Origin of the sequence: Pedobacter sp. R20-19, assembly GCF_000708265.2 — a bacterium.
Lineage (GTDB): Bacteria > Bacteroidota > Bacteroidia > Sphingobacteriales > Sphingobacteriaceae > Pedobacter.
The window spans coordinates 439,708-451,914 of record NZ_JCKI01000001.1 but is presented as its reverse complement, the minus strand read 5'-3'; the positions used below and the strand labels follow the sequence as shown (position 1 = coordinate 451,914).

The following is a 12,207-nucleotide window of genomic DNA, read 5'->3' as shown; positions in this document are numbered from 1 at the left end:
AAGATTATTTGATATAGCGACCCAATTTTTTGAAGTTTATAAAAAACACAGCTGGAAACCAGCAGCAAGACGATGCTAAATTAATTGCCGAGTATAAAAACACTGGCAATTTAGATGCATTGGGTACGCTTTATAATAAATACATGCATTTGGTTTTTGGGGTTTGCTTAAATTATTTTAAAGATGAAGAGCAAAGCAAAGATGCGGTGATGCAAATCTTTGAAGAATTAGTAACCAAGCTGAAAGTGCATGAGGTGCAGAACTTCAAAAGCTGGCTTCATGTTTTAACCCGAAACCATTGTTTAATGGCCTTACGGAAATCTGCGAAGCAAAATAACGTTTCTATTGATGATACTTTTGTGGAAAATAGCGAATTGGTGCATCTAGATATCGACAACACAAAAGAAACGCAGCTTACCATTATGGAAAAGTGCATGGAAACCTTGCCCGAAGAACAGCGAAAAAGTGTAGATTTATTTTATTTACAAGAGAAATGCTATAAAGAGGTGGCCGATATTACAGGCTATGATATGCTGAAGGTAAAAAGTTATATTCAAAATGGTAAGCGCAATCTGAAGATTTGTATAGAAAAAAATAGTGGTGAATAACGATTGGTTAGATATTGATGTGCTGGAGGATTACCTGGATGGTAAACTTGATGCTAAAGCTATGCACTTTGTAGAAAGGCAGGCTTTGGAAGATCCTTTTGTAGCTGATGCACTAGAAGGTTTGAAGCAATCACCAAAACGTAAACAAACACTTTCTATTCTACAAAAACAACTTCATGATCGCGTTTCGCAAAAACCAGTTAAACGCAAGCTTTGGGGGGTTACTACGCAAAGATTGAGTATTGCGGCTACGGCCACTGTTGCTTTTATTGCGGTAAGCATTCTTTTCTTTATGCGTGAAACTAACCGTAGAAATGCTGAAACTGCCGCCCGGAGGGCAAATGGTGTTATTGTAAATTTAGACACCAACACTTCAATTGCTGAAACTTCAAAATCAAAAGATACGGCATCAAAATCTGCTAACCAAACTAAATCAACTTTAATTGATCAGGCGATTGCTAAAGCTAAAACAGGAGATTTAGCCAAAAACATAAAATCTGCTCCAATCGTTAAGGCTGCAGAAAGGGCTGCTTCTACATCGCAGTTAGCCGGTCAATATGAAAGGCTTAGTAAAACTAAACAGGCGCCGCTCTCTGCTGCACGCCAAATGGAAACCATGCCCGAGCCGCAAAGTACTGCGATGGCATCTGCTGCACCATCTGTTGCGGCTGACAAAATTATTTTTAGTGGCAATGTCGTCGACCAAAGAAATGGACTACCCGTTCAAGGAGCAGTCGTAAAAATTGCTGGCTCAGATAAAATTACAGCAACCAATGCCAATGGTTATTTTGCTTTACCTGCAGATAGCAATGCTAAAGATAAAGAATTAGTGATTAATGCCTTAGGCTACAAAGAAACTCCTGTTTCAGGCACTCAGGATCCTAATATGATTCGTGAAGCTTTAAGCGGAAACAAATCAATTAATGAGATCGCCTTAATTACCGGATCAAATGGTAGAAAAAAAGAAAATATACCTGCTCCTAAAATCGTACTGCGAGCTCAGCAAAATCTTGATGGAAAGGCTATTGGAGAAATCAATAAACCTATTCCGGTTTCTACTGTTGATTATACCCGGTATTTAGAAAATGGCAATAAGCTTTATAACGCTAAAGGACCTGCCCAATTTGTCATTTTAAGTTTTAAAGTTAAAAAGAACGGGAGGCCAACCAATATTAAGATTGTAAAATCATTAAATAAAAAGGCTGATGCGGAAGCCAAACGACTGATCGAAACTGGTCCGGATTGGGTACTACCAAAACAAGGGACTGATCTGGTGGAAATGAGTGTAAAGTTTTAATCATTTCATTGGTGTTAATGATTTAATCGCAAATCCCTTCGGGAAAAACTTTAATTTACACTGCGAAAAACTTAATAACCTTCGCATTTATAATCCTTCCATAAGTAAATTGCCATGTATAAATCTGCTGCTTTTATAACTGAAAATCAGAATGAGGTTCTTGATTTTATGAATCAAAATTCCTTTGTTACTTTAATTGGTTTTGATGGAGAATTCCCTGTTGCCACCCAAGTTCCTATTACGTTGGTCATTAATCAAGATTCTATCCAACTATTTGGCCACGTTATGAACAAAACTGATCATTGTAGGGCTTTTGAAAAGCATCCAAATGTACTCGTAATGTTTACTGGTTCCCATGCTTACATCAGTGCGGCGGTATATGAAAATCCTCAATCCGTTTCAACATGGAATTATAAAACCGTTCAGGTAAAAGGAACCATCAAACTCTTAAATCCTAATGATACTTATCATACAATTAAACGGTTAACCGATCAGTATGAAGATCCGGAGAAAAGTCCTGCCGCGTTTCATAAAATGAACGAGGATTATCTTCAGAAAAATTTAAAAGCAATTACAGGATTTGAAATATTAGTTACTCAGATTGACCATGTATTCAAATTAAGCCAGAATCACTCCGTTAAAAACAAAGAAAATATTATATCCAATTTGGAAAACAGTGGTGATGCACTATCTCATGAAGTGGCAAAGGAAATGAGAAAAATTCTCTAGGCATTTATAGTGTCACAATTAATCCCATGTGTTTAATAGTTTTGGCTGCATTACAATGATTTTCTAAAATCGCTGCGAAAATTTGTGCAATCAGCGGGGGAGAAATTTAGCGTGTATGCTATTCCGACTTTATTTTTAATCCTACATGCGCTTTCCGCTCTCTGCGAAAAACTTAGCAACCTTTGCGGTTACAAACGACCACTTTGATCATAAAAAAAGACCAGAGCTAAAGCTTTGGTCTTTCTATATTTTTAAAATATGATCAATTATTTGAAGTAATAAATACCAGCATAAATAATCGCTGCCAGTGTTGCTGATACCGGAATGGTTAATACCCAAGCCCAAATCAGGTTAATGGTTACACCCCAACGTACTGCGGATACACTTTTCACCAAACCTACACCTACAATTGAACCTGTTATCGTATGTGTAGTAGAAACCGGAATCGCGAAATGTTCTGTAATCCCTAAGGTTACCGCACCTGCCGTTTCAGCAGCAACACCTTCAAGCGCTGTTACTTTCGTGATTTTAGAACCCATTGTTTTCACAATTTTCCAGCCACCACTCATTGTTCCCAAAGATATTGCCGAATAACAGGCAATCGGAACCCATGTTGGTAATGCTTCAAAATCAGGAATTACCTTTGATGCAATTAAAGCAGTGGCAATAATCCCCATTACTTTCTGTGCATCGTTACCACCGTGGAAGAAACTTAAAGCTGCAGATGAAAGTAATTGTAACCGCTTAAACCATTTTTCTGCAGTAGAGGGTTTTGCATAACGACAAATGTTGATAATAATTAAGGTGATGACTACTGAAATCACCATACCGATAATCGGTGCCAATACAATAAATGAAACAATTTTTACAACATAGCTCATATTTACCGCATCTAGCGGACTAGCGCCTGTAAGTAAAGCATGTGTCATACCTGCACCAGCGAAACCACCAATAAGCGTATGTGATGAACTGGATGGAATACCATACCACCAGGTTAAAAGGTTCCAGATAATTGCGGCAACAAGACCTGCCAGAATAACTTCTAAAGTAATATAATTTTCGATTACCGTTTTAGCAACCGTATTGGCCACCTTATGATCGGTAAAATAAAAGTAAGCGGCGAAATTAAAAAGTGCAGCCCACAAAACCGCCTGAAAAGGCGTAAGAACTTTTGTAGAAACAACCGTTGCAATCGAATTAGCGGCATCGTGAAAGCCGTTAATGTAATCGAAAGCAATGGCCAGAATTACAACAACAACCAATAAGGTAGTTACCATGTTTGTTTTTTATTAAGCGTTTTTAACCAGGATAGTTTCAAGCACATTCGCTACATCTTCACACTTATCTGTCGCTTTTTCTATCGTTTGTAAAACCTCTTTTTGTTTAATTAATTCAATTGCATTGGTTTCATATTCAAACAAACGCGCAACCGCTAACGTAAACACATAGTCGGCCTGGTTTTCACCACTGTTAATACGGATACAGGCATCTGCAATTACGCGAATATTTTTAAAGCTGCGTAATTCTTTAATCGCCTTATCAATGTCGGTACACATTTCTACCAAAAGTTCAGCAATCTTAACAATTGGTTCATTAATGGTATTCATATTGTACATCTGCATACGATTTGCAGTGCCATAAATATAATCTGCAACATCATCAACAGCTGTCGCCAACTGGTGGATATCTTCACGATCAAATGGCGTAATAAAGTTTCTGCTTAATTCCAGGAAGATGGAGTGCGTAATATCATCACCTACATGCTCCAGGCGTTCAATTTCTTTAAAAATAGTTTTTCTGCTTTCAGCATCAGCCGTGCTAACCATCTCTAAAAGAGATTCTGCAATTTTTAAAGCGTTACTGCCAGCTTGCTCAAAAAGAGGATGGAATTTTCTATCTTGAGGGGTAAAGAACTTAAAAATATTGTTCATGTTAATTCTTAATATGGCACAAATCTACAAGCCCAATGTTAAGTTAATGTTAATTTACATATTATTATTAAGGACTAGATTGAAATAAGCTAAGTTTCTGTTATTCTGAGCTTACTGCATAATTAATTTAATCAAGCTTTCTTTCTAACTAGTATATAATCACACAGGATTATTAATGGTGAGACTAATCGGAAAAAAACCTTTCCAACATAGAATTGTTTAACAGCGATAAGCCATAATCATGACAGCTCAAAACAGAAATAAGCTTTGGATTTGGATCGGAAGTATTTTCGGTGTTTTAATTTTAGTCCTTTCATTTGGCGCCATGTTTCTAAGCGCAAGGTGGAAACCCATACTGAGTGAGAAAATTAAAGAGGGCGTATACAATGGCTCTAGCCACCTTTACACCATAGATTTTAAAAGTATTAACTTAAATGTCATCACTGGAAGTTTAGCATTAAGAGAGGTAACACTAAAAGCCAACCCATCAGTTTATGATAGTTTAAAAAAGAAAAGCCTTGCCCCGGCTCATGTTTTTGACATTAAGCTCAAAAAATTACAGATTACAAGAGCCAGCATATTAACGGCATACTTTAAAAAACGTTTAGATATCAATGCCATTATACTTGATCGACCTTCTATTAATGTAGCCTTTAATCAGGTACCGAAGCCTATTAAAGACAGCAGAGAAGAAAAATCGCTTTATGAGCAAATTTCTAAAACTTTTAAATCGGCCAGGGTTCATGCCATCAAAATTATAGATGCCGATTTTACCTATGTTAAAACTGGTGCGCCAAAGAAAACCCGAAATGTGATTAAACACCTGGATATTAATGTAAAAGATTTCCTGCTGGATTCTCTTTCAGGAAATGATACTTCGAGATTTTATTATACAAAAGATATTTCATTTGAGATTGCCGGTTACAAATCGGCCACCAAAGATAAAATGTATAGTATGAAGGTTGACACGATAAAAGGATCAACGTCATCAAAAAAGGTATCCATTAAAGGTTTAAAGCTTATTCCTTTGTACGATGAACTTGCTTTTTCTCGAAAATACAATGTCCAGAAAGATCGTTATAACCTGAATTTTAATGATATTGAATTTGAGGGAATGGATTTCGCTGGCTTCAATACCGATGAAAAAATTCATGCCAGGGCGGTCACCATTGGTCCGGCTCAGGTAGAGGTTTTTATGAGTCGGGAATCTCCCCCACCCCCGGGGCTAGATAAGGGGCAAAATTATCCTCACCTTGCACTTAAAAAGTTAAACACGCCAATCATCATTGATACGGTAAAACTTAATCAGGTTGATGTTAAATATTCAGAGTATAACCCGGCGAGTAAGAAAACGGGCTCAGTAAATTTTAAATCCCTTAAGGGCACTATTATAAATGTAACCAACGATAGTTTAAGGTTGACCAAAAATAACCATGCCCTGGCTAATCTTAATACATTATTAATGGGTAGCGGAAAAATGAACATTAAAATAAATTTTAACCTCACCGATAGAAATGGTTCATTTAGTTATAGCGGAAACCTAAATGCATTTAACATGAAAAATCTGAATCCTTTAGCGATAGCTTTAGGACTCGTGGAAATAGAAAGCGGAAATATTCAACAACTGAATTTTAAAGCCAATGGAAATCTTCGTACCGCTTCAGGCTCGATGGATATGCTTTACAGCAATTTGAAAGTAAAGTTATTATCTGACAATATTGATGGCGAAGGCACAAAAGAGAAGGGTTTCTTATCCCTTTTAGCCAATGCCATTTTAATTAAGGATGCTAATCCAAGCAAAGGAGAAGCACCACGCAGGGCAATTATGAGCAGTACGAGATTAAATTCTGGCTCCTTTTTTAACCTGATGTGGAAAACCGTTTTCGTAGGGATAAAGGATATTGTTGGTGTGGGTATAGTGCCTGAGAAAAATCCGGTAAAACAGCAAAAAGAAATCGCTAAAAAAATCAGGAAGCAGAAAAGGGCTGACAGACGCGAAGCCAGAAAAGCGAAACGAGAGAAAAATTAAGGGTGGGCATTTAAGAAATACGTTTATAAACGTATATTGCTGTTAAATCCAGTCCATTCTTTAAATGCCAGAAACAAAGAGACATCAATATAAACTTATAAAATGGACCGCAGCGACAATACTCATCGCTTTTGGTCTTTTAGCTGCCACAGCCTGGTTTTTAAATGTTAAATCTCGCCCCTTGCTAACCGAGCAGATCAAAACATTGCTCTATAAATCAACAGATAGTTTATATACCATTAGTTTCTCTAATGTTTCTACTAATGTACTAACAGGAAGCGCAACTTTGCAGAATGTTAAAATCACTGCAGATACCGTTAGGTTTAAAGAATTAATTCGTTTAAAAAGAGCCCCGAACAATCTTTACACGGTAATTTTAAAAAAACTCGTAGTAAAACATTTTCATCCAATAACACTTTACAGACAAAAAAAACTTCAGATTGAAGAGGTCATTTTTGATAAGCCAGAGGTATTGATGATGAACAGACAGTTTGATTTTAATGAGAACAGACCACCTCGCCCTATTAAGTCACCCTATTCGTTTATTTCTAAAAACCTGGAAGAATTTCGCATCAATGCCATTCGCTTTCAGGATGCCAGCTTCAAATACATCAACAAAAATGTTAATCAATTAAATGTTTTTGCCATAGATGACCTTAATATTACCTTAACAGATTTATTGGTTGATTCTACTTCTGCCGAAGACCCAACAAGATTTTATTTATTGAAAGATGTGATCATCAACCTGAATGATTATCAATATACCACGCCAAATAAACTGTATAATATAAAGCTAAATAAGCTTGATTTCAGGGCATCTACAGGAAAGCTAAGGGTAAATAAGTTTGAACTGGAGCCACGCTACGATGAAATGAAATTTGCTAAAATTGCGGGGCATTCCACAGATCGGTTTCATATCCAGATGAGTGATATATTAATGAATGGCATTGATTTACCTGTTTATATTAGTAAGCAGGAGTTGCGGGCAAAAGAGATGGGTATTACTAATGGCTTCGTATCCGTTTTTAACGATGGCAGTACTCAAAAACTGGAAGGCGAAATTAAAAAAGGCCGGTTTCCACATCAGCTTCTGCAGAAATTTGCTCCTCCTGTGTTGATCCAGAAAATTAAACTTAAAGATGTTAATATCAGCTATACCATTTACAATGATGAGAGTAAGCAGCGTGGCAGAATCTCCTTTGAAAATACATCAGGGATATTTAAAAATGTAACCAACTTACCTAAAATTAAGGCCATAAACCCCAAAATGGAAGTGAGTCTTAATACCTATCTATTAGGGCAGGCCAGTTTGGATTTAAACTTTAAATTTGATTTGAACGCTCCTAAAGGATATTTCGAATATAAAGGCATACTGCATAATTTTAATGCCCGAATCTTAAATCAGATTACAAAACCTTTAGGCCTGGTTAGAATAAACAGAGGCATTGTAGATAAGTTACAATTTGATTTTAAAGCGGATAACACGGGTGCACAAGGAAAGGTAGATTTTTATTATTATGATTTGTCTGTCGCGCTGATGCGTAATGATCCATCCAAAGATCATTTAGTAACCCGGGGATTGATTTCTATTCTTGCCAATGCGCTTATTATCAACTCAGAAAACCCAAACCGGCATAATCAGTTTATTTCATCTGACGTAAATTATAAGAAACCGGATAGTTCATCTTTTTTCAGCTTGATTTGGCGAAGTTTATATACAGGCATTAAAAACAGTATCGGGATTACGGAGGAGAAGCAGAATGAAATTAAGCAGCACATTGCAAATTTTAAGGAAATGCGTGCAAACCATGAAATTAGAAAGCGAAACCGATTAAAACGCAGACAGCAAAGAGAAAAGTTGCGAAAGTTGAATGAAAGTAGATAGCTTTAAATTCTGTAACCTTTTATTATATTTAAAATCTAATCTAAAAACGATAATCATGATCCTTGTAATTATTCTCTTAGTGCTCTTACTTTTTGGCTTTTTCTTTTATAACAATATCATTGGAAAGAAAAACCAGGTAACCAATGCTTTTTCTGCTATTGATGTGATGCTGAAAAAACGTTTCGATTTGATCCCAAATCTGGTTGAAGTGGTAAAACAATATACTACTTACGAGCAGGATACTTTGAGTAAGATTGTTGAATTAAGATCAAAAGCCACTTCAGGCAATATTCCAGTAGCCGAGAAAGCTTCTATAGATGCAGAATTAAGCAGCAGTATGAAAGGCTTAATGGTTAATGTAGAAAATTATCCTGATTTAAAGGCGAATACAAACTTTATTAACCTTCAAAGCACCTGGACAGAAAGTGAAGAACAAATTGCCGCAGCCAGAAGAACGTATAATGCTGCTGTTACCGATTATAACAATTCAATTATGATGTTTCCTGGAAATTTATTTGCAGGCTTGTTTAACTTCTATCCGGTTACCGTATTAACCACTACTGAAGAGGAACGAAAAAACATCAGCGCTAAAGACCTTTTTAATCGTTAATGCAAAATTATTTAAACGATAATGTGGCTTTGCAAAACACAATAGCCACTATGGAAGTAGAGCGAAAGAAGGTGGCTACCGAGCAAACCAAGGGCTTTACTTTTATTGGAATAGGGATTGGAATTGCTATCATTGGTCTTTTATTTGGATTGCTTTTCTGGGCTGTGCTTGCAGGCCTGGTTCCGGTGGTGTATGGCTGCATTATCCTATATCGGATTAATGATGCATTAAAAGCCTATAAACAAGCTTATAAACAAAATATTATTGGCGAAGCTTTAAAATTTTTAGATCCAAGTTTAACCATAAACCCAAAAGAAGGTATCTCATCTGATGAATTTAGATATACTCAGCTTTTTAATAAATCTATTGATCGGTATAAAACAGAAGACTTGGTTAGTGGCAAAGCAGATAAAACAAGTTTTTACTTTGCAGAAGTTCATGCAGAACATATGACAGAAAGGCAAACTGATAAAGGAACCGAAACCAGCTGGAGTGATATTTTTAAAGGCATTATTTTCGTAGCCGACTTTAATAAACACTTAAGCAGCGTTACTATTGTAAAGCCCAAAGACCTTGGAAATGCTATTGGCTCCTGGTTCTCCAAAAATGTTTTTTCTTTTAGTGATCGGGATGTGATACAGTTGGAAAATCCTGATTTTAGTCGAGCCTTTGTTACTTATGGGAATAATCAGATAGAATCACGATACATCTTAACGCCTTCTATGATGGAGCGGATATTGTACCTGAATGCCAATTCAGAAGCAACCATCTCCTTATCTTTTATAGCATCAAGAATGTACATTGCTTTTCCTTTAGATAGAAATTGCTTTGAAGCCCCGATTTTCGAATCCTTACTTAATCCTACTACGCTCAATATAGACATCAACACCATTCGTTTTATGTATGATATTGTGAAGGAGCTTGATTTAAATACCAGAATTTGGGGAAAGGAATAATTAGCTTAAGTGCTTTTTAACAATGTCTTCCAATGCTGCTATATCAAAAGGTTTTGATAAATAGCTATCCGCACCAGCTTCATCTGCAAGTGAAGAAATATCATTATTGGCAGAAAAGTAAATTACAGGAATGTGTTTTAAATCTGGATTGCTTTTAATAGCTCTTGTTGCCTGTATGCCGCCTAAATCTGGCAGCCAGTTATCCATAAAAATAAGATCTGGCATAAAAGCCGATACTTGTCTCTCAATGTCATTCGCACTTTCAGATGTTTTGATTTCATATCCTGCATCTTCCAAAATGAATGTACACAGATCCAGTATATCCCTGTTATCATCAAAAACAAATACTTTTTTCGTATCAGCCATAAGTCTTTTTCCTGAAGCAAATTTAATTACTATTTATGAATTAATCCGTTAATATAGCCTGCCATTTTAAAGCTATCTAAAATTAGGTGGGGTTTTACCTCATTTACAGCCTGCTGCGGCATGTAGGCCATACTTGCTGTTTCAGGATTCTGTATAAGTACAAGGCCACCGTACTTGTTTACTGTTTTCAAACCTTCAACCCCATCTGAGTTGGATCCTGACAATAAAATGCACACCACTTCATTTTTAAAAACCTCTGCCGCAGACTGAAAAGTCACGTCGATTGATGGACGGGAATAGTTTACCTTTTCTGAATAATCAAGTGAAATGGTATGATTATGCTCTACCAGCAAATGATAATCAGCAGGAGCGATATAAACATAACCAGGCAATAGTTTTTCCTTTTCTTCGGCTTCTTTTACCATTAAGCTGGTTCGGTTTTTCAATAACTCCGTGAGGAGAGAATCGTTACCGGCCTTACGATGGGTAACTAAAATAATGGGAAAGTTAATGTTTATACTCAGGCTTGGAAAAATTTCAAGCAGTACATCTAAACTCCCTGCAGAGCCTCCAATAACCAAGGCGCTACATTTGCCCTGAGCTAAAGTTTCCGCCATATTTTTTCATTTTTTATGCGCTTATAGTCTTTTGCGTTCGCCCAAAAATCTAGACTTTCTTTACTTCCTAAAGCCAGGTAACCTAATTTTTCGAGGCTATTATCAAACAAATGAAAAACCTTGTGTTGTAAATCCTTATCAAAATAGATTAATACATTTCTACATAAAATAAGCTGAAACTCATTGAATGAATGATCTGAAACGAGATTATGTGTAGAAAAAATCATTTTACTACTTAAAGATTCGTCGAATTTCACGAGTGAATAATTCGCAGTATAATAGGAGGAGAAATCTTTCAATCCACCAGATTGGACATAGTTTTCAGAATACCCTTTCAGATAATTTAATGGGAACATTCCCTTTTTTGCCTTCTCCAAGACTGATGGATTAATATCAGTGGCATAAATCAGTGATTTATTAAGCAGATTAAGTTCTCTTAATAAAATAGCTAAAGAATAGGCTTCTTCTCCGGTTGAACAGCCAGCTACCCAAATCCGGATAAAGGGGTAAGTACCTAAAACCGGCAATACATCATTTCTAAGTGATTTATAGAAAGTAGGATCACGAAACATTTCAGTAACATTTACGGTAATTTCCTCTAAAAATCTTTTAAAATATTGTTTATCTGTTTTTACTGCATACCTGAATTCTGCAAAACTTACAAAGCTATCCAGCGAATACAAGCGGGTAATCCGCCTTTTGATTGATGCATGAGAATATTCCAGGAAATCATATCCATGAGCTTCTAATACATCATTCAGCAGCATTTCTACCTGCTCATTATCTATCGCGTCGATTATCACTTTATTTCGTTACTTCTTCAATCTGTTCTAATAATTCATCTACATCAATCGGCTTGGAAACATACCCAGCAGCACCCGCGCTTAAACAACGTTCTTTATCGCCCACCATGGCCTGTGCAGTAACTGCCAGTACTGGGATATTTTGCATTTTTGGCGATTTTTTCATCGTAGCCATGGCTTGATAACCATCCATATCCGGCATCATCATATCCATTAAAACAACAGAAATACTTTCTTTTTCTTCTATGATGGAAAAACCATCTTTTGCGCTAATTGCCGATAAGCATTCATATCCTTTGGCCTTTAAAACAGCTTTTAGGGCGAAAATGTTTCGGTTGTCATCATCAATTATCAGGATTACTTTTCGAGGCATATG

13 protein-coding genes are annotated in these 12,207 nt (G+C 36.4%); 7 read left to right on the top strand and 6 right to left on the bottom strand.

The genetic code is table 11. From position 1 onward, the window contains the following. Positions 1-29 precede the first annotated feature (29 nt). The 3 genes from AN34_RS02025 (at position 30) to AN34_RS02015 (ending at position 2,634) form a co-directional block, all read left to right on the top strand. Positions 30-608, top strand: a complete 579-nt coding sequence (locus tag AN34_RS02025; protein WP_029281765.1) for an RNA polymerase sigma factor — start codon at positions 30-32, stop codon at positions 606-608. Then, a complete protein-coding gene (locus AN34_RS02020; RefSeq protein ID WP_029281763.1) occupies positions 601-1,905 on the top strand; it encodes a carboxypeptidase-like regulatory domain-containing protein in 1,305 nt (434 codons plus the stop codon). The genes AN34_RS02025 and AN34_RS02020 overlap by 8 nt, the downstream gene beginning before the upstream one ends. A 114-nt stretch (positions 1,906-2,019) precedes the next feature. Further along, the gene (locus tag AN34_RS02015; RefSeq protein ID WP_029281761.1) at positions 2,020-2,634 is read left to right on the top strand and encodes an FMN-binding negative transcriptional regulator; all 615 of its coding nucleotides are present in this window, start codon (positions 2,020-2,022) and stop codon (positions 2,632-2,634) included. A gap of 266 nt (positions 2,635-2,900) precedes the next feature. Here AN34_RS02015 and AN34_RS02010 read toward each other — a convergent pair whose 3' ends face one another. Further along, positions 2,901-3,911 carry an inorganic phosphate transporter gene (locus AN34_RS02010; protein ID WP_029281759.1) on the bottom strand — a complete coding sequence of 337 codons (1,011 nt, stop codon included), beginning with the start codon at positions 3,909-3,911 and terminating at the stop codon, positions 2,901-2,903. 12 nt (positions 3,912-3,923) lie between these two features. Further along, positions 3,924-4,565 carry a DUF47 domain-containing protein gene (locus tag AN34_RS02005; protein WP_029281757.1) on the bottom strand — a complete coding sequence of 214 codons (642 nt, stop codon included), beginning with the start codon at positions 4,563-4,565 and terminating at the stop codon, positions 3,924-3,926. A 241-nt stretch (positions 4,566-4,806) separates the two neighbouring features. Between AN34_RS02005 and AN34_RS02000 the strand changes: the two genes are divergently transcribed. From AN34_RS02000 to AN34_RS01985, 4 genes are all read left to right on the top strand, one after another. Further along, positions 4,807-6,594: a hypothetical protein gene (locus AN34_RS02000; protein WP_029281755.1), complete on the top strand. Its 1,788-nt coding sequence runs from the start codon at positions 4,807-4,809 to the stop codon at positions 6,592-6,594. Between the two features lie 64 nt (positions 6,595-6,658). After that, positions 6,659-8,479 (top strand): hypothetical protein, encoded by a 1,821-nt coding sequence (locus AN34_RS01995; RefSeq protein WP_029281754.1) that lies wholly within the window; start codon positions 6,659-6,661, stop codon positions 8,477-8,479. 55 nt (positions 8,480-8,534) lie between these two features. Then, positions 8,535-9,089 carry a LemA family protein gene (locus tag AN34_RS01990; RefSeq protein ID WP_029281752.1) on the top strand — a complete coding sequence of 185 codons (555 nt, stop codon included), beginning with the start codon at positions 8,535-8,537 and terminating at the stop codon, positions 9,087-9,089. After that, on the top strand, positions 9,089-10,045 hold the full coding sequence (locus AN34_RS01985) for a DUF3137 domain-containing protein (protein ID WP_029281750.1): 957 nt from the start codon (positions 9,089-9,091) through the stop codon (positions 10,043-10,045). The genes AN34_RS01990 and AN34_RS01985 overlap by 1 nt, the downstream gene beginning before the upstream one ends. Here the strand turns inward: AN34_RS01985 and AN34_RS01980 are convergent, their stop codons facing one another. From AN34_RS01980 to AN34_RS01965, 4 genes are read right to left on the bottom strand one after another with little or no spacing between them, the layout of a single operon-like run. Next, on the bottom strand, positions 10,046-10,411 hold the full coding sequence (locus AN34_RS01980) for a response regulator (protein WP_029281748.1): 366 nt from the start codon (positions 10,409-10,411) through the stop codon (positions 10,046-10,048). A 29-nt stretch (positions 10,412-10,440) separates the two neighbouring features. Beyond that, entirely contained in the window at positions 10,441-11,028 is a 588-nt protein-coding gene (locus AN34_RS01975) for a chemotaxis protein CheB (protein WP_029281747.1), read from the bottom strand. Further along, positions 11,013-11,795: a protein-glutamate O-methyltransferase CheR gene (locus AN34_RS01970; RefSeq protein ID WP_051666203.1), complete on the bottom strand. Its 783-nt coding sequence runs from the start codon at positions 11,793-11,795 to the stop codon at positions 11,013-11,015. The genes AN34_RS01975 and AN34_RS01970 overlap by 16 nt, the downstream gene beginning before the upstream one ends. Positions 11,796-11,832: 37 nt before the next feature. Then, positions 11,833-12,204, bottom strand: coding sequence for a response regulator (locus AN34_RS01965; protein WP_029281742.1), 372 nt, complete (start codon positions 12,202-12,204; stop codon positions 11,833-11,835). Positions 12,205-12,207 lie beyond the last annotated feature (3 nt).

Excerpts from the sequence above, each read along its gene's own strand:
- AN34_RS01975 (WP_029281747.1), bottom strand. The coding sequence starts at position 11,028 with ATGGCGGAAACTTTAGCTCAGGGCAAATGTAGCGCCTTGGTTATTGGA.
- AN34_RS02010 (WP_029281759.1), bottom strand. The coding sequence starts at position 3,911 with ATGGTAACTACCTTATTGGTTGTTGTTGTAATTCTGGCCATTGCTTTC.
- AN34_RS01985 (WP_029281750.1), top strand. The coding sequence starts at position 9,089 with ATGCAAAATTATTTAAACGATAATGTGGCTTTGCAAAACACAATAGCC.
- AN34_RS01995 (WP_029281754.1), top strand. The coding sequence starts at position 6,659 with ATGCCAGAAACAAAGAGACATCAATATAAACTTATAAAATGGACCGCA.
- AN34_RS02015 (WP_029281761.1), top strand. The coding sequence starts at position 2,020 with ATGTATAAATCTGCTGCTTTTATAACTGAAAATCAGAATGAGGTTCTT.
- AN34_RS02000 (WP_029281755.1), top strand. The coding sequence starts at position 4,807 with ATGACAGCTCAAAACAGAAATAAGCTTTGGATTTGGATCGGAAGTATT.
- AN34_RS02005 (WP_029281757.1), bottom strand. The coding sequence starts at position 4,565 with ATGAACAATATTTTTAAGTTCTTTACCCCTCAAGATAGAAAATTCCAT.
- AN34_RS01980 (WP_029281748.1), bottom strand. The coding sequence starts at position 10,411 with ATGGCTGATACGAAAAAAGTATTTGTTTTTGATGATAACAGGGATATA.
- AN34_RS01970 (WP_051666203.1), bottom strand. The coding sequence starts at position 11,795 with ATGCTGCTGAATGATGTATTAGAAGCTCATGGATATGATTTCCTGGAA.
- AN34_RS01965 (WP_029281742.1), bottom strand. The coding sequence starts at position 12,204 with ATGCCTCGAAAAGTAATCCTGATAATTGATGATGACAACCGAAACATT.
- AN34_RS01990 (WP_029281752.1), top strand. The coding sequence starts at position 8,535 with ATGATCCTTGTAATTATTCTCTTAGTGCTCTTACTTTTTGGCTTTTTC.